We start from the raw sequence: 21,241 nt of genomic DNA on the forward strand, positions 1-21,241 counted from the left end.
ACCATCGCCCATGGCGGGGCGCGGAGGGTGATCTCCGCGCCCTTTCCTTTGGGCCGACGTCAGAAGCGGACGCCTTCGTCGGCGCGTGCTCTTGCACATCTGGCCGGCTAAAACATACACAGAACATCCCCGTTCATCTTGGGACGCCGGGCAACTGGCCCGCGCGTCGCAAAGCGCGTCGCGTTAACTTATGCCGATGTCTCTCGTCCCCGCGCTCGACCTTGTTCTCCCCGGCCTTCCCGAGCCCACGATCAACGTGGCGCCGCACAACATGGAGGCCGAACAAGCGCTGCTGGGCGTCCTGCTCTATGACAACGCCGCCTATGAGCGCCTGAGCGACAACCTGCAGGCGCGCTGCTTCTACGAGCCCTTCCACCAGCGCCTGTTCCAGTCGATCGAGACTCACGTCCGCAAGGGCCAGCTGGCCGAGCCGATCCTGCTGGCCGACGAGTTCAAGAAGGACCCCGCGTTCGAAGAGCTGGGCGGCCTGCGCTATCTGGCCGACCTCGTCGACCGCGCCCCGCCGGCGGCCAATGTCGGCGACTACGCCCGCGTGATCTTCGACCTGTCGCTGCGGCGCGAACTGATCCGCATCGGTGGCGATATCGCCACGGCCGCCCAGGGCGGCAACGACGAAAAGCGCAACGCCCGCGACCAGATCGAGGCGGCGGAACAAAGTCTCTACAGCCTGGCCGAAAGCGGCGCGGCGTCCTCGGGCTTTGTCTCATTCGGCGACGCCCTGCGCGGCGCGGTCGAGATGACGGCCGAGGCCTACAGCCGCGACGGCGGCATGTCGGGCGTCTCGACCGACCTGATGGACCTCGACCAGAAGATCGGCGGTCTGCACCCGTCCGACTTGATCATCCTGGCCGGCCGCCCGTCGATGGGTAAGACGGCCCTGGCGACCAACATCGCCTTCAACATCGCCAAGAAGTACGCCTACGAGATCCAGCCCGACGGCACGAAAAAGACTGTCCAGGGCGGCGTGGTGGCCTTCTACTCGCTGGAAATGAGCGCCGAGCAGCTGGCCCTGCGTATGCTGGCCGACGCCTCGGGCGTCTCGGGCGACCGCCTACGTAAGGGCGAGATCGACGCCAGCGAGTTCGGCCGGGTGCGCGACGCGGCCATGGAGCTGCAGAACGCGCCGCTCTATATCGACGCCACCGGTGGTATCTCGATCGCCAAGCTGACCGCCCGGGCCCGCCGCCTGAAGCGTCAGGTCGGCCTTGATCTGATCGTGGTCGACTACCTGCAGCTGGTCACCGGCTCGGACCTCGGCGCCAACGCCAACCGCGTGCAGGAAGTCTCGCAGATCACCATGGGTCTGAAGGCCCTGGCCAAGGAGCTCAGCGTCCCGGTCATCGCCCTGTCGCAGCTGTCGCGTCAGGTCGAACAGCGTGACGACAAGCGTCCCCAGCTCTCCGACCTTCGGGAATCGGGCTCGATCGAACAGGACGCCGACATGGTCTGGTTCGTGTACCGCGAGGCCTACTATGTGGGCCGCGCCGAGCCGCGCGAAGGCACGCCCGAGCACCTGACCTGGCAGGAAGAGATGGACCGGCTCCAGGGGCTGGCCGAAGTGATCATCGCCAAGCAACGTCACGGCCCCATCGGCACCGTGCGCCTGTCGTTCAACAGCGACACCACCCGCTTTGGCAACCTGGCGCGAGATCACTACTTCGCCCAGGCGCGGAACATCCCGTCGGACGAATAGACCCCGGCGTACGGCTAGGCGGCCACCGCAGGCCGATAGCCCAGATAGGCCCTTCCCAGCCGAACCAGTTCGTCTTCGAACTCCCGGCTTTGCAGGAAGTCAACGCCCTCCAGAACCGCCGCGCGCAGCGCGCCGTGGATCGCCCTGGCCAGCACGAAGGCCTGCACGCGCGAGAGCGGCCGGCCAGCGGCGTCCTTCAATCCGTTCTCAGCGGCCGAAAACCGCGCCGCCAGTTCGGCATGATCAGCCTGGGCTAGCATCGCCTTCATTGCGATCCGCCGGGCCTGATCACGGCGTGCGAAGGCCTGGACGAACGCGCGGATCAACGCTCGGTCGCGCGCCACGGGCGGCTCTCCGGCCGTCACGGCGATTACCGCTTGGCGATGCGCCTCGGTCTCGCGTTCGGCCACGGCCAGCAGGATCGCCTGCTTGTCGGGATAGTAGCGATACAGCGTGCCGATGCTCACGCCCGCGCGCTGGGCCACGGCGTTGGTTGTAAACCCCGCCTCGCCCCTGGCCTCCAGAATCCGAGCCGCCGCCTCCAAAATGCACGCCACAGAGTCCCGAGAGCGACTTTGCCGCGGTGATTTTCGAACCTTTTCAACAGGCTTCATACGCCCGGATACTCCTGTTCCGCCTCGCGCCAAGTCGAGTAAGCCCGGCGAGACGTCCACCCTAAGCTGGCTTCACCGACAACGGAAAGGCCATGGCATGACCTGGGCGACGGATCGACTGGACGCTTGCAAGGCGGGGAGCGCGACGCCGCCGCCCATCGTTCGCACCTTGAAACTTGGCCTCCTCGACGACTGGGGTGAAGGCTGGGTGCGTAAATCCTGGCGGCCCGATCCGGACCTCGCCACGGCCGACGGTTCGCTGTTCGGCGGCTATCTGGCCGCCTTGGCCGACCAAATCCTGGCGTTCGCCGCGATGACGGTCGTGCCGAACGACCGCCTCTATCGCACGGTGAACCTGCAGCTGAACTTCCTGAAGGTGTCCCGCAACGAACCGCTCGCGATCGAAGCGCGCGTCGTGGCCCAGACGCGCCAGTTGATCACCGCGCGGGCAGAGTTTCGCCGCCTGGACGGAACCCTGATCGCCGAGGCGACGGCTCAGCAGATTGTTCTGGCCTTCGAACACTGGCCGGCTGAGCAGGCGGCGGTGGACGCCATGGACAACGGACAGACGCCCGGCGTTTGACTTCGGCGTATTGGGCGAGCCACGGTCGGGACCTCGCTTTCAAGCCCCGACGAGTCGCATGGACTTCAGCCCCCTGCCCACCTCCAGCCTGATCGGCGCGTTTCTGCTGGCGTTCCCGGCGCTGTTCTCGATCGTCAATCCGGTCGGGGCGGCGCTGATCTTCGACCAGGCCATGGGCGGTCGCTCGCGACCCGAACGGCTGAAGCTGGCGCGCGCCATCGGCTTCTACGCCTTCCTGGTGCTGCTGGGGTCGCTGCTGCTGGGCGGCTATATCCTGAACTTCTTCGGCGTCAGCATCGGCGCCTTGCGGGTCGCGGGCGGCCTTGTCGTGGCGATCCGGGCCTGGGGCCTCCTGATGGATCCCGAGCAGAACGAGGACCGCAAGGCCAACCAAACCGAGTCGGCCCAGAGCCACCACGACGTGGCCTTCTTCCCGCTGACCATGCCGTTCACCACCGGTCCCGGCTCGATCTCGGTGGCGATCGCGCTATCGTCGCAGCGGCCGACCGAAGGTGACGCGGTGGCCCCGTTCTTCATCGGCGCAAGCCTCGCGGCCGCCCTGGTCGCGATCCTGGTCTGGCTTTGTTACAGCGCCTCGGGCCAGGTCATGCGCCTGCTGGGACCGTCGGGCGCGCGGGTGCTCTCGCGGCTGGTGGCCTTCCTGCTGCTGTGCATCGGCGTACAGATCATCGCCTCGGGCGCGGAGAACCTCGTGGCGAAGTTCCTGCTCGCGCACCCGGGTTAATCCGTTGAACCCACGCGCCGTGTCGGCTAGGCCCAAGCCGTGACCGAAGCCCACGACACCCGCATCACGATCGACCTCGACGCTCTGGCGCACAACTACGCGGTCTTGCGCGCGCGCGCCGGCGACGCCGAGGTGGCGCCGGCGGTGAAGGCGGACGCGTATGGCCTGGGCGCGGGTCCGGTCGTCGATCGCCTCTGGGCGGAAGGCGCGCGCAGCTTCTATGTCGCGCGGCTGACCGAAGGCGTGACGCTGCGCCAGTCGCTCGGTGACCGCGAGGCCACGATCTATGTGCTGGACGGCGCGACGCCGGGGTCGGGCGATGCGCTGGAAGGCGCACGGCTGATCCCTGTGCTCAACAGCCTACCGCAGGTGGAGGCCTGGAACGTCCAGGCGCGATCGGGGCGGCTGCGGGCGGCCCTGCACATCGACACCGGCATGAACCGCCTTGGCCTGCGCCCCGAGGAGCTGAAGGTGCTGGTCGGCTCCTTCGACCGGCTCAAGCGCTTGGATGTGGAGCTGCTCGTCAGTCACCTGGCCTGCGCCGACACCCCCGAGCATCCCCTGAACGCTACGCAGCTGGCGCGCTTCCAGGAGGCCGCCGCCCTGTTGCCGGCCGTTCGGCGAAGCCTGGCCAACTCCGGCGGCCTGTTCCTGGGCGAAGCCTATCGCTTCGACCAGGCCCGGCCCGGCGTCAGCCTCTACGGCGGCGGTCCCGAAGGTCGCCCCCACCCCGAGATCCGCGCGGTGGCCACCGTCGAGGCGCCCATCCTGCAGGTCCGCGTGGTGCCGCGCGGCGAGAGCATCGGCTACGGCGCCGGCTGGACCGCCAGCGACAACACCCGCGTCGCCATTGTTGCAGCCGGCTATGCCGACGGCGTCCCGCGCGCCGCCTTTCCGCGCGGCGAGGTCTGGTTCGACGGCGCCCGACGACCGATGCTGGGCCGGGTGTCGATGGACCTGATCGCGGTGGACGTCACCGACTGCGATGCGGCTCGTCCGGGCGCTATGGTCGAGCTGTTCGGGGCCAACCTTCCCGTGGACGACGCCGCCGAGGCCGCCGGGACATCGGCCTACGAATTCCTGACCCGACTGACGCTGCGCGGCGCGCGGCGATACGTCAGCGCGGCGCGCTAGCCCCCTGCGTCCGTCTTTGGCGCAGGCGGGTCTCACCCTGTAGTCTCCCCGTATCCGAGAATCAGGAGACCTCATGGCCCGCGACGGCGCCGTTTACGCCTGCCAGTCCTGTGGCGCGGTCCAGACCAAGTGGTCCGGCCAGTGTCCCGCCTGCCAGAGCTGGAACACCCTGGTCGAGGAAGTCGGCGCCAGGCCGCCCGGCGCCCTGTCGACGACCAAGGCGACGCGTGTGCGCGGCTTGCAGTTCACCGGCCTGGAAAGCGAGACCGCGCCCCCGCCCCGCATCCTGACCGGCGTAGACGAGTTTGACCGCGTCTGCGGCGGCGGCGTGGTGCCCGGTTCGGCGCTGCTGATCGGCGGCGACCCGGGCGTGGGCAAGTCCACCCTGCTGCTGCAGGTCTGCGCCAGCGCCGCCGCACGCGGCGTCTCCTGCGCCTATATCTCGGGCGAAGAGGCGGTCGAGCAGATCCGAGGCCGCGCCGACCGCATGGGCCTCGCCAAGTCCAATGTCAGCCTCGCCGCCGAGACCGCGCTGCGCGACATCCTCGACGGCTTGAAGCGCGACAACTTCGACCTCGTGGTTATCGACTCGATCCAGACGATGTGGAGCGACGCCCACGAGGCCGGGCCCGGCACCGTCACCCAGGTCCGCGCCTGCGCCACCGAATTGGTGCGCCTGGCCAAAAAGAAGGGCGTGGCGATCCTCCTGGTCGGCCACGTCACCAAGGACGGCCAGATCGCGGGCCCGCGCGTCGTCGAGCACCTCGTGGACGCCGTGCTCTCGTTCGAGGGCGAGCGCGGCTATCCGTTCCGCATCCTGCGCGGCGCCAAGAACCGTTTCGGCGCGACCGACGAGATCGGCGTGTTCGAGATGGGCGATGTGGGCCTGCGCGAGGTCAAGAACCCCTCGGCCCTGTTCCTCAACGAGGGCGGCGAGCGCGCGGCCGGCGCGGCGGTGTTCGCGGGCATCGAGGGGTCTCGGCCCGTGCTCGTGGAATTCCAGGCCCTGGTGGCCCCGTCCGCCTACGGAACGCCGCGCCGCGCGGTCGTCGGCTGGGATTCCGGACGCCTCGCCATGGTGCTGGCGGTACTTGAGGCCCGATGCGGCCTTGGTTTTGGCGACAAGGACGTCTATCTGAACGTCGCCGGCGGCCTGCGCATTACCGAACCGGCGGCGGATCTCGCGGCGGCGGCGGCCCTGGCCTCTTCCGCCTTGGACGTCGCCCTGCCCCAGGACTGCGTCGTGTTCGGCGAACTCAGCCTGTCGGGCGAAGTCCGCCCCGTCAGTCGGATGGAGACCCGTTTGAAGGAAGCCGCGAAACTGGGGTTTGGCCGCGCCCTCGGCCCGCTCGCCGGCCTGCCTGAGGGCGGCGGCGCCCTGCCCGTGGCGGGCGTGGCGCGCCTAACGGACGCCGTCCGCCGGATCGGCGACGAAATCTGGACCAGCCTGACGTGACGCCGTTCGACATCATCGCCGGGCTGCTGCTGCTGGTCTCCGGCGTCACGGGCTGGGTGCGCGGCGCGTCGCGCGAACTGACCTCGGCGCTGTCCTTCATCTTCGCCGCCGCCATCGCCCTGTTTGGCCTGCGCGTCACCGGCCCGCTGTTCCGCGAGATGATGGATCCCGACTGGGCCGCGACCGCCACGGCGGTGCTGGTCGTCTTTGTCATTGTCTTCCTGATCGTCCGCCTGATCGGCGGGCGCATCACCGCCAGCCTGCACGACACCTCGGCCGGCGTTCTCGACCAGGCGGTCGGCGCCAGCTTCGGGCTGATCCGGGCCCTGGTGATCCTAGGGGTCTTCAACCTGCTGTTGCACCTGGCGACGCCGCCGGACCGCATGCCGCGCTGGGTCGAGGACTCGATCTTCTATCCGCTGTCGGAAGCCAGCGGGACCGTGCTCAAGGTCTTCGCCCCCAAGGGCAAGGCCCTGGCCGGCAAGATCGCTCCGGCGATCAAGGACGCCGTCAAGGACGGCGGCGACAATACGTCCGGCGAGGAATCGTCGGGAAAAGGCTATGATGAGAACCAGCGTCGGAACCTCGACGACCTGGTGGAGAAATCGCGATGACCTTCCTGGGCCAGTCGACCGACCGCTATTCCTCGAGCCCCTGGCGGGACCCGGAGGACGACACCCTCCGTCTGGAATGCGGCGTCTTCGGCGTGTTCGGCGTGCGTGACGCCGCCGCCATCGCCGCCCTGGGCCTGCACGCCCTGCAGCATCGTGGCCAAGAGGCCTGCGGCATCGCCGCCTTCGACGGCGCCCGCTTCCACACCGAACGCCACATGGGCCACGTCGGCGACGCCTTCACCGGCGCCGACCTCGTCCAGCGCCTGCCGGGCAACATGGCCATCGGCCACACGCGCTACTCCACAGCCGGCGGCAGCTTCATCCGCAACGTTCAGCCGATGTTCGCCGATCTCGAAACCGGCGGCGTCGCCATCGCCCACAACGGCAACCTGACCAACTTCCTGACCCTTCGCGAGCGCCTGGTTCAGGAAGGCGCGATCTTCCAGTCGACCTCGGACAGCGAGGCGATCCTTCACCTGATCGCCCGCTCGCGGAAGGCCAAGATCGTCGATCGCTTCGTCGATGCGATCAGCCAGATCGAGGGCGGCTACGCCCTGGTGGCGATCACCAACAAGAAGATGATCGGCGTGCGCGACCCGCTAGGCATCCGCCCGCTGGTGCTGGGCGACCTGGACGGCAAGCCGGTCCTGGCCTCGGAAACCTGCGCCCTCGACATGATCGGCGCCCGCTTCGTGCGCGACATCGAGCACGGCGAGATGGTGGTGATCGAAGAGACCGGCATCACCTCGACCAAGCCGTTCCAAACGGCTCCGGCGCGCCCCTGCGTGTTCGAGTATGTCTATTTCGCCCGCCCCGACAGTGTCGTGAACGGCCGCTCGGTCTATGGCGTGCGCAAGCGCATGGGCATGAACCTGGCTAAGGAAACCGGCGTCGAGGCCGATGTCGTGGTGCCGGTGCCCGACAGCGGCGTGCCCGCGGCGTTGGGCTTCGCCCAGGAGAGCGGCATCCCCTTCGAGATGGGCATCATCCGCAACCACTATGTGGGCCGCACCTTCATCCAGCCCACCCAGGGCGTCCGCGAGCTGGGCGTGCGCATGAAGCACAGCCCCAACCGCGCGGTCCTGGCCGGCAAGCGCGTCGTCCTGATCGACGACTCGATCGTGCGCGGCACCACCTCGCTGAAGATCGTCCGCATGGTCCGCGAGGCCGGCGCCAAGGAGGTCCACCTCCGCTCGGCCAGCCCGCCGATCAAATGGCCCGACTTCTACGGCATCGACATGCCCGAGCGTGAGCAACTGCTGGCGGCCAACAAGTCGCTGGAAGAGATGGCCCGGTTCCTGGAAGTCGACTCGCTGGGCTTCCTGTCTGTTGACGGTCTCTACGACACCCTGGAAGCGGGTCAGCGCGATCCGGCGACCCCGCAGTTCACCGATCACTACTTCACTGGCGACTATCCGACCCGCCTGACGGACCGCGAGATCGCCGAGGGCCGTAACGAAACCAACGACAAGCAGCTTTCGCTGCTGGTCAGCGCGTGACATATCCCTCGTCCCGCCAGGGCTGGCGGGACGGGGATTTATCCATGGGTTTCAAGAGCCTGCTCGATAAGCTGAAGATCGAGCCCTACGTTATCGCCCTGTTCGGCATGGTCGTACTGGCGTCGGTGCTGCCCGTGCACGGTGTGGCGGCCGAAGGGCTTTCGGTCATCGTCAAGCTGGCGATCGCCCTGCTGTTCTTCCTGCATGGGGCCAAGCTGTCGCGCGAGGCCGTGATCGCCGGCGTCACCCACTGGCGCCTGCATCTGACGATCCTGGCTTTCACCTTCGTGATGTTCCCGGTGCTGGGCCTCGTCGCCAGCAAGTTGGGGGTCCTGTCCTCGACCCTGGCGGCGGGCATGCTGTTCCTGTGCTGCCTGCCCTCGACGGTGCAATCGTCGATCGCCTTCACCTCGATCGCCCGAGGCAATGTCGCCGCGGCGGTCTGCGCGGCGTCGGCCTCCAACCTGTTCGGCATCTTCATCACGCCGGTGCTGGTCAGTGTCCTGATGCACACCCAGGGCGGCGCGGGTGGCGGTTGGGAGTCGATCCAGGACATCATCGTCCAGCTCCTTCTGCCGTTCATCGTGGGCCAGCTGGCGCGTCCGCTGGTCGCCAAATGGGTCGAGAAGCACAAGCAACTGGTTGGCTATGTCGATCGCGGCTCGATCCTGCTGGTGGTATACGCCGCCTTCAGCGAAGCGGTCGTCGGCGGCATCTGGGGCAAGGTATCCGCCCTGGAGATGGGCGTCCTGCTGGTCGCCTGCTGCGTGCTGCTGGCGATCGTGCTGGCCGCCACCACCTATGGAGCGCGCGCGCTCGGCTTCTCGAAGGAAGACGAGATCACCATCATGTTCTGCGGCTCCAAGAAGAGCATGGCGACGGGCGTGCCCATGGCAGGCATCCTGTTCCCCGGCCCGACCGCAGGGATCATCGTGCTGCCGCTGATGATCTTCCACCAGATCCAGCTGATGGCCTGTTCGGTGATCGCCCAGCACTACGCCAAGCGGCCGCCGGAAATCGCGGAAGCTTAAGAGCCCCCGCCAGTTTTCGTTTCAGCTTCCCTGCTCTAGAACGCCCCCATGACCTTCGACTCTTCCAAGCCGCTGGCCGGCCGCATCGCTCTTGTCACCGGCGCCACGCGCGGCATCGGTGGGGCCGTCGCCCTGGGCCTGGCCAAGGCCGGCGCGCATGTGATCGCCGTGGGGCGGACGCAAGGCGCTCTGGAAGCGCTGGATGATGCGATCCTGCAGGCGGCGGGCGAGCGCGCCACGCTCGTGCCGCTGGACCTGCGGGAGGCCGATGGCCTGGATCACCTCGGCGCGGCCATTCACAAGCGCTGGGGCAAGCTCGACATCCTTGTCGGCGCGGCCGGCGTGCTGGGGCCCCTGACGCCCGTCAGCCATCTGGAGCCCAAGGGCTGGGACATGATCGTGTCGACCAACCTGACGGCCAACTGGCGCCTGATCCGCGCCATGGACCCGCTGCTGCGCGCGTCGGACGCCGGTCGCGCCCTGTTCTTCTCAAGCAGTGTCGCCAAGACCCGCCCCGCCTTCTGGGGCGCCTACGCCGCCACCAAGGCCGCGCTGGAAGCGATTGTCGACGTCTATGCCGACGAGATGGAGAACACCACGGTGCGCGCCTTCTGCGTCGATCCGGGCGCGATGCGGACGAAGATGCGGTCGGCCGCCTTCCCGGGCGAGAACCCTGCGACCGTCCCCGCGCCGGAGACGATCGCGCCCTTCATCGTCGATCTGGTTCGCACCGATCGCGAGGCGCCCAAGGGCGTGGTGCGCTTCAAGGAGCGCGGTCAGGAATCGGCGTCCGTCGAGGCCTGACACCGATTCGGCGGCGGCGCACCGATAGCCGCCAGAGTTGTCTCGCACCGGAGAACTTCCACTCTGGATGGCGGGCCAAGAACCCTAGTCCGACAAAAGCCTCTCCAAACGTGGGCGTTAGCGCCTCATTAACCACGTCGAGCGAGTGGTTAAGCTTGAACGTTCAAGCAACCGTCGAGACACCGACATGGCTCTGTTTTCCATCGGCCGCGAAGCGAGCGACCAAGCCGGTCGGATTTGCGAACTGGAGGGCGTTGTCGCAGCGATCCAGCGCTCTCAGGCCGTGATCGAATTCAATCTCGACGGCTCCATCATCACTGCGAACGATAACTTTCTGCGCACGATGGGCTACGCGCTCAGCGACATCCAGGGGCGTGCGCACAGCCTGTTCGTCGAGCCAGACCTCGCAACAAGCTCGGACTATCGCGAGTTCTGGCGGCGGTTGAACGCCGGTGAGTTTCTGACGGGCAAGTACAAGCGGCTCGGCAAGGGCGGCCGGGAGGTCTGGATTCAGGCGTCCTACAACCCGGTGTTCGACCGACACGGCAAGCTGACCAAGGTCATCAAGTTTGCGGCGGACATCACAGCCGTAGAGACCGAGCGGCTTGAGAGCGAGCGCGAGCGTGACGCCATTCGCCGGGAGCAGGACGAGATTGTCTCGGCGCTCGCTGAGAGCCTGCAGAGGCTGGCGCAAGGTGACCTCACAGCCCGGATCGACGCGCACTTCGACGAGCGCTACGCCCGACTCAAGGCGGACTTCAACGCCGCCGTCGACAGCCTCAAGGACGCCATGGGCGCGATCGCCGAGGCCGCCGGCGGGATGGAAAGCGGCGCGGCTGAGATCGCCAGCGCCTCAAATGATCTCTCCAAGCGGACCGAGCAACAGGCCGCCAGTCTCGAAGAGACGGCCGCCGCGCTCGACGAGATCACCGCCACGGTCAAGCGCAGCGCCGACGGCGCCAAGCAGGCCTCCGCGGCCGCCTCCTCGGCAAGCCGCGAGGCCGACCGATCCGGCGAAGTTGTCCGCGAGGCCGTTTCGGCCATGGGCGAAATTGAAAAATCCTCGGGCCAGATCACTCAGATCATCGGCGTCATCGATGAGATCGCGTTCCAGACCAACCTGCTGGCGCTGAACGCCGGCGTCGAGGCGGCTCGGGCCGGTGAGGCTGGTCGAGGCTTCGCCGTGGTGGCGCAGGAAGTTCGAGCCCTCGCGCAGCGTTCCGCTGAAGCGGCGAAAGAGATCAAGCAACTGATCGCCAGCAGCACGGCCCAGGTCGAACGCGGAGTCCGTCTAGTGGGCGACACCGGCCAGGCGCTGACGGATATCGTGGCCAAGGTCGGCGAGATCGACACCCTGATCCGAGAGATCGCTGAGTCCTCGCAGGAGCAGGCGACGGGCCTCAATCAAGTCAACGCGGCCGTGAACCAGATGGACCAGGTCACGCAACAGAACGCGGCGATGGTGGAGCAAGCCACGACGTCGGCCGCCCAGCTTCGCGGCGAGGCCCAGGACTTGGCGCGGCAGGTCTCGCGCTTCCAGACGGGCGCGAGCTACGTGGCCAGGCGGCCGGAAGCCCCTGCGCCTCGGGCGGCCCCGCCGGTCGCCGCCCCGCGCGCCAGGGTCCAGGCCTATGCGCGCCCCGGCTCGGCCGCCGTCGCGGTCGCGCCGTCCAGCGATTGGGAAGAATTCTAAGTCCCGTGGGGGGACGGACCCGTCGTAGCGGGTTCGACGTGGCCGCCGCTCACAAGCGGCGGCCACGCTTGTTTTAGGCCCTAGCGCCCCTTGGGACGCCCAGGTCCAGTATTGCCACGCACAGTCCGCGAGCCCGCAGCAGGACGGCGCGGACCGGCGGCCTTGCCGCCCGCCGCCTTGGCGCCAACCTTGTAGCTTGGCGTGGTCGAAACCTTTTTCTGAGCGCGAGGCCCCTTGGCCTTCACCGACTTGACCGCCGCCTTGCCGGGCTCCGACGCGACCGCGGCTTCGCTCGGCGCGGCCTTGGCCACGGCGGGGCCCTTCTTTTTCACCGGCTTCACCGCGGCCTTGCCAGGATCTGGCAGGCCAGCAGCCTCCGCCGCCTTGGCGGCGGCTTCGTCGGCCAGGCGCTTGGACTTCTTGACTGTGTTGCGGGAGGCCCGGATGCGCTCTTCTTCGCGCTCGCGGCGTTCAAACTCGCGCTTTCCCCGGCCGCTATGGCCCTTGGCCTCGCCATCGGCGTACGGGTTCGCGCCCGACTTGATGGTGATCCGCAGCGGCACGCCCGGCAAGTCGAAGCTCTCGCGCAGACTGTTGACCAGGTAGCGGCGATAGTGGTCCGGCATCTGGTCGGCGCGGCTGGAGAACAGCACGAACGTCGGCGGACGCGCCTTGGTCTGAGCCATGTACTTGGGCTTCACGCGGCGACCGCTGACGGCCGGCGGCGGGTGGCGCTGCATGGCCATCTGCAGCCAGTCGTTCAGGTCGCGCGTCTTGACCTTGGTCGACCAGTCGCGGTGCGTCTTGATCACCGCCGGCATCAGATGGCCGATGCCCTTGCCGGTCTCGCCCGACAGGGCCACGACCGGCGCGCCGCGCAGCTGCGGCAACATGCGCTCGGCGTGCTCGCGGAAGGCGGTGAGGTGCGCGGCCTGATCCTCGATCAGATCCCACTTGGCCAGCACGAACACGACGGCCCGCCCCTCCCGCTCCGCCAGGTCGGCGATCTGCAGGTCCTGGATCTCGAACGGATGGGTGGCGTCCATGACCAGAAGCACCACCTCGGCGAAGGTGATGGCGCGGATGGTGTCGGCGGTCGACAGCTTTTCCAGCTTGTCCTGGACCTTGGCCTTGCGGCGCAGACCGGCCGTATCGACCAGGCGGATCTTGCGGCCGTCCCATTCCCAGTCGACCGAGATGGAGTCGCGGGTGATGCCGGCCTCAGGGCCGGTCAGCAGACGGTCCTCGCCCAGAAGGCGGTTCACCAGCGTCGACTTACCCGCGTTCGGACGTCCGATGATGGCGATGCGGATCGGCTTGCTGTCGTCGTCCTCGTCGTCGCCTTCAAGGTCAGCCTGGGGCTCGAAAGCCAGGAGGGCGGCGTAGAGCTCAGCCATCCCCTCGCCGTGCTCGCCCGAGATCGGGATCGGCTCGCCAAGGCCCAGGCGGAACGCTTCGGCCGCGCCGGCCTCGCCCGCCTTGCCCTCGGCCTTGTTGGCCGCGACGATGACGGGCTTGTCGCGCCGGCGCAGAATGGCGGCGAACACCTCGTCCAGCGCGGTGACGCCCTCGCGACTGTCGAACACGAACAGCGAGACGTCGGCCTCCTCGATCGCGGCCTCGGTCTGGGCGCGCATCCGCGCCTCGAGGCTGGAGTCATCGACGTCCTCGAAGCCGGCGGTGTCGATCAGCTCGAGCTCAAGATCCCCCAGGTTCCCAGAGGCGTAGCGGCGGTCACGCGTGACGCCCGGCTGGTCGTCGACGATCGCCAGCTTCTTGCCGGCGAGGCGGTTGAACAGCGTGGACTTGCCCACATTGGGCCGGCCGACGATGGCGAGTTTCAAAGGCATAAGGCGTCCAGTAGTCGATTTTCGCCCCTATCGCAAAAGGGAGCCGAAAAAGCGAAGGCCCGGGCCGGCTTTCGCCGACCCGGGCTTCAAGGGTTTAGGCCTCAGGTCCCACCTGGGACCATGAGGTTAGCGGATGGCGACCAACTCCGCGTCGTCGGTGACGAGGTAGATCATGTCACCCACGGCGATCGGGTTCAGAAGGACCGGCGAACCGATCTTCAGCGTCTTTTCCTTGGCGCCGGTCTTGGCGTTCAGGGCGACGGCCTCGCCTTCGCTGGACACCGTGATCAGTCGGCCGTTGGCCAGGATCGGGGTCGACCACAAGCGCGGCTTCTTGGCCCGCTTCTTCTTCTGCTTCTTCGAGAGATTGGCCGAGTCGTTGAGATCCTGGATCCAGTAGACCGAGCCGTTCTCGCGCGAGACGCAGATCACTTGCCCCGCCTTGTCGACGACATAGACGACGTCGCCGGCGACCCAAGGCGTGGTGATGGCGGTGACCGGCAGGCTCCAGCGCGCCTGGCCCGAACGCAGGTCGGTGGCGGCGAAGACGCCCGAGTGGCTGACGGCGAAGACGTCACCTTTGTAGATCACCGGGCGGCCCGGGATGTCGCGGATCTCCGACAGCGCGTTGGTGCGGCTGGCGCGGCTGAGCGCTTCGCTCCACAGGTCGTTGCCGTTGGCGGCGCGCAGGGCGACCAGTTCACCCGAGGCGAAGCCGGAGACCACGGTGTCGCCGCTGACGGCCGGCGTCGAGGCGGCCAGGATGCGCGCCGGTTCGCTCAGCGCCTGATAGGTCCAGCCCGGCACGCCGTTTTCCGACGCGAAGGTCAGCAGTTCGTTGTCGGTCGAGACGACGAAGACCCGGCCGTCGACCACGGTCGGCGCGGCGTGGATCGGGGTCGAAGTCGGTTGGGTCCAGCCCATGGCACCGGTCGCCGCGTCGATCTGCGCAACGAAACGGAAGCCCGAAGCGACATACAGCTTGTTGTACGGGCCCAGGGCGAGGCCGCCGCCAAAGCCGAGGCGATCGTTCTTCTTGGGGATCAGACCCAGGAAACCGCCCTTTGTCGTCGGGCCGGCGGCCGGACGCAGATCCTTGCGCCACACGGTGGCGCCCGATCGCGCGTCCATGGCGACGACATCCGCTTCGCCATCCATCACGAAGATGCGGTCGCCCGAAGCCACCGGCGGTGCGGTGACATGGAACTTGGCGCCGCCCTTCTTGCCGAAGCCCTTCTTCCAGGCGATCTGGAAATCCTTGCCGGCGTCGACGTGCTCGATCGACTGTTCCGGGTTGCCGCCCGGCAGACGCCATTCGGCCTGCACGGCGGGATCGGGCAGGAAGAAATCAGCGCCCTTCAGCGACTCGCTGGCCTCGACCTTCTGATCGAACGCGATGATCGAGATCCGCTGGCCTTGGCTGGCGGTGCTCTTGTTCTTCTCGCTCTTGTCGAACGGGTTCAGCTTGGAAACGGTCGAGCAGCCGCTGACCGTCACGGCCGCCGACATCAGCGCGACCAGCGCGACAGAACGCTTGGAGTTCATCTTGAGGCTCATTGGGCGGCGTTCGGGGCGGCGGGCGGCATTTGCATCATCGGCGGCGCGGCCGGCAGGGTCGCCGCGGCCTTGACGGCGGCGGGCAGATCCTTGGCCGAGCCGGAGTCGATCAGCTGCATCGCCGCCTGAGCGCGCTGACGCACGGCCTCGGACGTGTTGGCGTCCAGCGAGTTGGCCAGAATCACGAACTCAGAGCGTGCGCCGGCCAGATCGCCAGCCTGCAGCTTGGCGAAGGCCAGCGCCTCCTTGGCGTACACGCGGTATGGGCTCTTTTCCCCCGCCAAAGGCGTCAACCTCGTCTCGATGTCCTTGTAGGAAGCGGTGTCCATCAAGGCGAAGGCGGATTTGAGGCGGGCCAGGTCGCCGATCATCGGGTTCGGCGCGACCTTGGCGGCCTCATCGAAATAGCCGACGGCTTCCGGCGTCTTCTTCTCTTCCAGGCGGATCGCGCCCATCTGCATCAGCGCCAAGGCCTTGTAGCCCTTGGCGTTGGTGTCGGCGACGCTCTTGAAGCCGTCAAAGGCCTTGGTCGGACCTTGCGTTTGCGCCGTCTTCAGCGCGGCCTGATAGGCTTGCGAGGCCTTGTCGGTCTGACCGGTCTGGTAGCTGGTCCAGCCCCAGTAGCCGCCCACGCCGATCACCACCACCGCCGTCGCCGCCGCCACCCAGGGCAGCGACTTCTTGGCGAGCGTGCGGTAGCGCTCCGCCCGAAGCTGTTCTTCGACTTCGTCAAAAACATCGACCACGAAACGAGGCTCCGAAAACAGGCGCTGGCCCTTGGGCGCTCCCCGCTCTTACGAGGAACACCGTCGGGTTTAGGACAGATTGTGGCGGACGAAGGGCCGTCCGCTGAGGCGGCGAACCTATAGCGTGCCGCGCGCGGTCGCAACGCGCCGTTTTATGGCTTCTTGGCGTAGTAGGTTTCGGCCGGCCCCGGGAAGCTGCGGTCGCGCACATCGCTCGCGTACTGGGCGGCCGCGCGCTCGATCTGGTTCTTCAAGTCGGCGTACCGGCGCACGAACTTCGGCGTCCAGTCGAACAGGCCTAGCATGTCGTCGACGACCAGAACCTGGCCATCGCAACCGGCTGAGGCGCCGATCCCGATCGTCGGCACGGAGACCGACTCGGTCACCTCGCGCGCCAGGCTTTCGGCCACACCCTCGACCACGATGGCGAAGGCGCCGGCCTCGGCGGTGAGGCGCGCCTCCTCCAGCACCTTGGCGCGGCCAGCGTCGTCCTTGCCCTTGGCCTTGAAGCCGCCTTCCAGCAGCACCGCCTGAGGCCGCAAGCCGACATGGCCCATCACCGGCACGCCGCGCTGGGTCAGGTAGGCGATGGTGTCGGCCACGGTCGGCCCGCTCTCGACCTTCACCGCCTGAGCGCCCGTCTCCTTCATGATCCGCACGGCGTTGGCGTAGGCTTCCTCGTGCGAGGCCTCGTAGGAGCCGAACGGCATGTCGACGACCACCATCGCCTTCTTCGAGCCCCGCATCACGGCTTGGCCATGCAGGATCATCATCTCCATGGTCACCCCGACGGTGTTCGGGAGACCGTGAACGACCATGCCGACCGAGTCCCCGACCAGCAGGACGTCGCAGGCGTCGTCCAGGGCGGCGGCGACCGGGGCGGTGTAGGCGGTCAGGCAGACGATAGGCACCCCGCCCTTGCGCGCGGCGATGTCGGGGGCGGCCAGACGGCGGACCGTCTCTTCACGATGGGCGGACAGGGCGAACCCTCCCTAAGACGCTTTTGGGCGCCGTTTGTGGGCGAGATCGCGCCGCACCGCAACATGAACAGCGATAACGCGACGCGTGCGCGCTAAAAATCCTCGACCGCGCGAGTCACGGCGAAGGCCAGGGCCGCCACCGCAAGACCTGCGGCGAGCCATACGGCCTCCGCGCTCGCCGGCGTGCTCACCAGCGATGTCAGCTTGGCCCATCCACCGTTTATCTCGGCTTCCAGACCGTGCGTGCCTTCCTTGGATAGCTGCGCCAGCTCGTTCGAGAAACGGCTGCCGAAGATCTGGACGGCGCCGACGAGACCTGCGCCCGTCCCTGCGACAGCGATAAACATCCGCCGCATCGCCCAACCTCGGTCCAACTTGGCCGCGACTTCCGCATTGAACAGCGCCGCGTCCGGAAACGACGGCGGCTGGCCGAACATGCGGGTCAGTTGCGCTTCGAAATCGGGTTCAGCCATGAGCTTCCCTCCTCGCGCCCTCATCCGGTCGGGCGAGCTTGGCCCGAAGTTTGTCCAAACCACGTTTGACATGGGATTTCACCGTGCCGATCGGGATGTTCAAGGCCTCCGCCGCTTCGCCGTGGGACCAATCGGCCCCATAGCAGAGCGAAACGCATAAGCGCTCACCCCGTGACAGACTCTTGAGCGCCTCGTCGAGATCGATACGGCTGGCGGCGTCGCCGGACGCATCCTTCACGGATATCTCTTCAAGCGGCTCGATATTGTCCGAGAAGATGATGCGCGCCTCACGCTTGACGCGCTTCAGATAGAGCCGCGCAGCGATCTTCTTGATCCAGGCCCCGAAGGTTCCATCGCCTCGGAACTCAGCGACCTGCTCGAAGCCCGCCATGAACGCGTCCTGCGCCAAGTCGTCGGCGGTGGCGGAGTCCGCGCCCATGCGGCGCAGCAGCCCCCGGACAGCCGAGCCATGCCGCCGCACCAATTCCCCATAGGCCAGCCGGTCGCCACCGGCCGCGTGCGCGGCGAGCTCGACATCGTGTCCTGTTGGCGGGCGTTCCATGCCCATTGCGATCAAGCCCCTCCCAAGGCCTCGGGCGCTAGACCCGCTGTTCCTTGTTCGGATTGAAGAAGCTCAGAACAATGAACGCCAAGCCGATCACAGCGGGGATGCAGGCGATGCCGAAGCCATCGAAATCGCCGTCCCCATTGATGAAGTCGCCGAAATAGGTCGCCAGCCCGACGCCCACGCCGACCGCCAACCAGATCACGCCGGTCCGCAGATCCCGCAGTCGGGTCGGCGGGGTCTTCACCGTGCGGGTCATCGCCTCGATGACTTCGGGTGGGACCGGCTGGCCCTTCTCGATCGCAACGCGCAGCGTGGCATGAAGCTCACGACGTTCCTTGCTCTTGAAATAGAAGGGCAAGCAGACGATGGCGACGATCATGGCGAAGGCGCCGATCGGGACGATGATTTCCGGGTCCATCTTCAAATCCTCCAGTTTGGTGGACGACGCTAGCGCGCCGCCTTCACTGGTAAGAGGCGTTTACGGCGGCGTTTGGAGGCGCCGTTCGCCATGAAACTTTCGTAAGGCGGCTAAGACAGGATCAGGCCCAAACGACGCCGGACCTCAGGACCGCTGGCAAGTAGCGTGACGGCCACCAGAGCCAGGGCCGCCGCAGCGGGCGCCAGCCCCGGCGCCAGGGCCCCGACTAGATCTTTCAGCACGGGCGCGCAGGCCCAGGAGATCAGGCCAACAACGCCCGCCCAGCCGCCGGCGGCGGCGACGCGGCGGACGAACGCGCGACGCTCAATCCTCTGCATCACCGCAGCGATCATCACGTCCGCGCGCCGGGCGGCCGGCTGCTCACCGAGAAAGGCGGAAAGCTGATCATCAGGGGTCATTGAGATCCTCCCAGAACCGTCAACAGCCGCTCGCGACCACGGGTAACATGCGATTTCACCGTGCCCAAGGGAATGCCCAAAGCGTCGGAAACCTCGGCGTGCGACCAGGCCTGCCCCAAGCAGAGCGTAACGCACGCTCGCTGGTCTTCCGGCAAGGTCGCCAGAGCCGTCTCCAGCGCCAGGCGGTCCTCAGCGGCGACCTCTGCAGCGGCCTCCAGGTCCTGCTCGCCACGCCAGGCCTCGTCCCGGGCGGCGGCGCGCTGGGCGCCACGCCGCTGGGACAGGGCCTTCTTCCAAGCGACGCCATAAAGCCAAGCCCGAAAGCCGGCGTCATCGCGAAGCCTTGGCAGCTGGCTCCAGGCCGCCACGAAGGCTTCCTGGGCGATGTCATCGGCGTCGATCCAGCCGCTCTTTCGGAGGAACCCGCGAAGCGGCTTTTCGTGGATCGCCACCAGCCTGGCGAAAGCGACCTGGGAGCCCGCGCGCGCCTGCCTGACGAGCGCGGCGTCCATCAGTCGCTCCGCTTCTTGCCGCTGAACAGCACCTGGGCCAGGGAGGCCGCGCTCAGGGCGGCCATCACGAAGGCCACGATCGTGAACGCCTCGCCCATCCCGTAGATGTCGGCAAAGGCGGCGTACGAGAAACCCGCGCAGAGCATGCCGAACAGCACAACCTGGTACCAGCCGTCGTAGACGCTGCGATTGTGGCTGCGCTCGGCGCGGTCATCATCGTCGGCGAAGCTCTGCCGCTTGCTCAGGCGGCTCAAAAGCTCGGCCGGCGGCTCGCGCCCCGCCGCGGCGTAGGTCTTGATCAGGTCCAGGGTCTCGCGGTTCGAGCGGTACGACAGCCAGCTCTGAAACGCGCTGTAGACGAAGAAGCCGATCGGGAAGAGCAGCCACCAGTAGCGATTGAACAGGTCAAACATCGTCGCCCCCTATCGGTTCAGTTGGTTCAGGAGCGCAGCCGGGGGCTCGAGCCCGTTCTCCGCGAACGCCCGCAGGGTCTGGGTCAGCTCAAGACGCGCACGCCAGTCCAGCCACAGGCGGAAGGCGCCCATCGCGCTGAACACCACCGGAAACAAAAGCCACCAGAACGCTTGGAACAGGTCGGCCATGGAACTTCCCCCTCGTTGGCGCGATCATTCGCGCTTTCGAAGGTTAGTCGCCGCCGACGGCCGCCTTGGATGCGCCGACATACGAAATAATTTCGGACATCGAACTGAACGACACGGTCGGGCCGTGCTGCGCCAGGATCGACGGCTTGGCGTAGCCCCAACCGACAGCGCCGCAGTCCAGGCCAACGGCCCGCGCGGCCTCGATGTCGCGGGTCTCGTCGCCGATGCAGATGATCTTGTCCCGCGCCACGCCCTGGCGTGTGACCTGCTTGAACTTGCGCGCCTTGCCAAACAACGATGCGCCGCAAGCATACAGCGTGATTAGGTCGCCCAGCTCCTCACCCAAGACACGGCGGATCACGGTCTCGCTGTTTGAGCTGACCACCGCGATCTTGACGCCGGCGGCGTGGAGAGCGCGCAGCATCTTCTCGGTTTCGGGAAACAAGGGGATCGTGTGGGCGTCGGCGGCCATCAGCTTCTTGCCAGCGCGTGCGATCAGCGGAAGCTTCCAGGGCGACACGCCGAGATACCGGATGACCTCACGCGTGCTGCGTCCCCGCAGCATCTCGATCTCGTCTTCGGTGACGGTCTTGAAGCCGTAGCGGCGCGCCATGGGATTGACGGCGCGCATCATCCACGCGGCGCTGTCCGCCAGCGTGCCGTCGAAGTCGAAGATGACCAGCTCGTATCGCGAGACGGCGTTCTTCCCCACGCGCTCAATGCCCTCCGTGAGCCCGCATCCGGCGAGCTTAGCCCGCACTGATAGACCGATCCGCCCGATGATGTCGTCTTAAACTTCGCTCTTGAGGCGATGAGGCGCGTCGGCGAGCTCGGCTCAGCCGAACGCGGCCGCGTAGAGTTCGGGCTTGAACCCCACCACGCGGCGCGCGCCAAGGTCGAGCATCGGGCGCTTGATCATCGAGGGCTGGGCCAGCATCAGCGCGACCGCCTTGGCGGCGTCGAGATCCTGGCGGTCGGCGTCGGGTAGCTTGCGGAACGTCGTCCCCGCGCGATTGAGCACCACCTCCCAGCCCAGTTCAGCGACCCAGGCCTCCAGCCGCGGCCGGTCGATCCCGGCGGCCTTGTAGTCGTGGAAGGCGTAGGGCTGGCCGTGATCATCAAGCCATTTGCGGGCCTTGGCGACGGTGTCGCAGTTCTTGATGCCGTACATCGTGATGGTCATCGCGGGCTTCCTGGCGCGTCGAATCAAGGACGGTGTTCTTCCTGCC

24 protein-coding genes are annotated in these 21,241 nt (G+C 67.3%); 10 read left to right on the top strand and 14 right to left on the bottom strand.

What is annotated here, in order from left to right:
• Positions 1-190 precede the first annotated feature (190 nt).
• Positions 191-1,714, top strand: coding sequence for a replicative DNA helicase (locus CA606_RS10770; RefSeq protein ID WP_096051143.1), 1,524 nt, complete (start codon positions 191-193; stop codon positions 1,712-1,714).
• Between the two features lie 14 nt (positions 1,715-1,728).
• Here CA606_RS10770 and CA606_RS10775 read toward each other — a convergent pair whose 3' ends face one another.
• Positions 1,729-2,328 carry a TetR/AcrR family transcriptional regulator gene (locus CA606_RS10775; protein ID WP_096051142.1) on the bottom strand — a complete coding sequence of 200 codons (600 nt, stop codon included), beginning with the start codon at positions 2,326-2,328 and terminating at the stop codon, positions 1,729-1,731.
• Between the two features lie 97 nt (positions 2,329-2,425).
• Here CA606_RS10775 and CA606_RS10780 point away from each other — a divergent pair, with 97 nt between their 5' ends.
• The 9 genes from CA606_RS10780 to CA606_RS10820 all read left to right on the top strand — a co-directional run bounded on the left by CA606_RS10780 (position 2,426) and on the right by CA606_RS10820 (position 11,887).
• On the top strand, positions 2,426-2,911 hold the full coding sequence (locus CA606_RS10780; protein WP_096051141.1) for a PaaI family thioesterase: 486 nt from the start codon (positions 2,426-2,428) through the stop codon (positions 2,909-2,911).
• 58 nt (positions 2,912-2,969) lie between these two features.
• Positions 2,970-3,656 (top strand): MarC family protein, encoded by a 687-nt coding sequence (locus CA606_RS10785; protein WP_096051140.1) that lies wholly within the window; start codon positions 2,970-2,972, stop codon positions 3,654-3,656.
• 39 nt (positions 3,657-3,695) lie between these two features.
• Positions 3,696-4,790, top strand: coding sequence for an alanine racemase (alr, locus tag CA606_RS10790; protein WP_096051139.1), 1,095 nt, complete (start codon positions 3,696-3,698; stop codon positions 4,788-4,790).
• Between the two features lie 73 nt (positions 4,791-4,863).
• Complete coding sequence (gene radA, locus CA606_RS10795; RefSeq protein WP_096051138.1) at positions 4,864-6,246, top strand: DNA repair protein RadA; 1,383 nt, start codon at positions 4,864-4,866, stop codon at positions 6,244-6,246.
• Positions 6,243-6,860: a CvpA family protein gene (locus CA606_RS10800; protein ID WP_096051137.1), complete on the top strand. Its 618-nt coding sequence runs from the start codon at positions 6,243-6,245 to the stop codon at positions 6,858-6,860. The genes radA and CA606_RS10800 overlap by 4 nt, the downstream gene beginning before the upstream one ends.
• A complete protein-coding gene (purF, locus tag CA606_RS10805; protein ID WP_096051136.1) occupies positions 6,857-8,359 on the top strand; it encodes an amidophosphoribosyltransferase in 1,503 nt (500 codons plus the stop codon). Before CA606_RS10800 ends, purF begins: the two co-directional genes overlap by 4 nt.
• Positions 8,360-8,403: 44 nt before the next feature.
• Positions 8,404-9,390, top strand: a complete 987-nt coding sequence (locus CA606_RS10810; protein WP_096051135.1) for a bile acid:sodium symporter family protein — start codon at positions 8,404-8,406, stop codon at positions 9,388-9,390.
• A gap of 48 nt (positions 9,391-9,438) precedes the next feature.
• Positions 9,439-10,194 (top strand): SDR family NAD(P)-dependent oxidoreductase, encoded by a 756-nt coding sequence (locus tag CA606_RS10815; protein ID WP_096051134.1) that lies wholly within the window; start codon positions 9,439-9,441, stop codon positions 10,192-10,194.
• Positions 10,195-10,381: 187 nt separating this feature from the next.
• A complete protein-coding gene (locus tag CA606_RS10820) occupies positions 10,382-11,887 on the top strand; it encodes a methyl-accepting chemotaxis protein (protein ID WP_096051133.1) in 1,506 nt (501 codons plus the stop codon).
• A gap of 80 nt (positions 11,888-11,967) precedes the next feature.
• On the opposite strand, the gene der is transcribed toward CA606_RS10820, so the two are convergent.
• The 13 genes from der to CA606_RS10885 form a co-directional block, all read right to left on the bottom strand.
• Positions 11,968-13,737: a ribosome biogenesis GTPase Der gene (der, locus tag CA606_RS10825; protein WP_096051132.1), complete on the bottom strand. Its 1,770-nt coding sequence runs from the start codon at positions 13,735-13,737 to the stop codon at positions 11,968-11,970.
• 126 nt (positions 13,738-13,863) lie between these two features.
• Positions 13,864-15,294: a PQQ-binding-like beta-propeller repeat protein gene (locus tag CA606_RS10830; protein ID WP_096051131.1), complete on the bottom strand. Its 1,431-nt coding sequence runs from the start codon at positions 15,292-15,294 to the stop codon at positions 13,864-13,866.
• Complete coding sequence (locus tag CA606_RS10835; protein ID WP_096051130.1) at positions 15,291-16,040, bottom strand: tetratricopeptide repeat protein; 750 nt, start codon at positions 16,038-16,040, stop codon at positions 15,291-15,293. Before CA606_RS10835 ends, CA606_RS10830 begins: the two co-directional genes overlap by 4 nt.
• A 152-nt stretch (positions 16,041-16,192) precedes the next feature.
• Positions 16,193-17,020, bottom strand: coding sequence for a 3-methyl-2-oxobutanoate hydroxymethyltransferase (gene panB, locus CA606_RS10840; RefSeq protein ID WP_096051129.1), 828 nt, complete (start codon positions 17,018-17,020; stop codon positions 16,193-16,195).
• A gap of 92 nt (positions 17,021-17,112) precedes the next feature.
• Positions 17,113-17,493, bottom strand: coding sequence for a hypothetical protein (locus tag CA606_RS10845; RefSeq protein ID WP_181242545.1), 381 nt, complete (start codon positions 17,491-17,493; stop codon positions 17,113-17,115).
• Positions 17,486-18,070, bottom strand: a complete 585-nt coding sequence (locus tag CA606_RS10850; protein WP_096051128.1) for an RNA polymerase sigma factor — start codon at positions 18,068-18,070, stop codon at positions 17,486-17,488. Before CA606_RS10850 ends, CA606_RS10845 begins: the two co-directional genes overlap by 8 nt.
• Before the next feature lie 22 nt (positions 18,071-18,092).
• The gene (locus CA606_RS10855) at positions 18,093-18,485 is read right to left on the bottom strand and encodes a DUF6249 domain-containing protein (RefSeq protein WP_096051127.1); all 393 of its coding nucleotides are present in this window, start codon (positions 18,483-18,485) and stop codon (positions 18,093-18,095) included.
• A 104-nt stretch (positions 18,486-18,589) separates the two neighbouring features.
• On the bottom strand, positions 18,590-18,898 hold the full coding sequence (locus CA606_RS10860; protein ID WP_096051126.1) for a twin-arginine translocation signal domain-containing protein: 309 nt from the start codon (positions 18,896-18,898) through the stop codon (positions 18,590-18,592).
• Positions 18,895-19,410 (bottom strand): RNA polymerase sigma factor, encoded by a 516-nt coding sequence (locus CA606_RS10865; protein ID WP_096051125.1) that lies wholly within the window; start codon positions 19,408-19,410, stop codon positions 18,895-18,897. The genes CA606_RS10860 and CA606_RS10865 overlap by 4 nt, the downstream gene beginning before the upstream one ends.
• Entirely contained in the window at positions 19,410-19,823 is a 414-nt protein-coding gene (locus tag CA606_RS10870; RefSeq protein WP_096051124.1) for a hypothetical protein, read from the bottom strand. Before CA606_RS10870 ends, CA606_RS10865 begins: the two co-directional genes overlap by 1 nt.
• A 9-nt stretch (positions 19,824-19,832) precedes the next feature.
• The gene (locus CA606_RS10875; RefSeq protein WP_096051123.1) at positions 19,833-20,012 is read right to left on the bottom strand and encodes a hypothetical protein; all 180 of its coding nucleotides are present in this window, start codon (positions 20,010-20,012) and stop codon (positions 19,833-19,835) included.
• Positions 20,013-20,055: 43 nt separating this feature from the next.
• Positions 20,056-20,772: an HAD family hydrolase gene (locus CA606_RS10880; protein ID WP_181242546.1), complete on the bottom strand. Its 717-nt coding sequence runs from the start codon at positions 20,770-20,772 to the stop codon at positions 20,056-20,058.
• A 75-nt stretch (positions 20,773-20,847) separates the two neighbouring features.
• Entirely contained in the window at positions 20,848-21,195 is a 348-nt protein-coding gene (locus CA606_RS10885) for an ArsC family reductase (protein ID WP_096051121.1), read from the bottom strand.
• Between the last annotated feature and the right edge of the window lie 46 nt (positions 21,196-21,241).

This window comes from Caulobacter vibrioides (genome assembly GCF_002310375.3).
Lineage (GTDB): Bacteria > Pseudomonadota > Alphaproteobacteria > Caulobacterales > Caulobacteraceae > Caulobacter > Caulobacter vibrioides_D.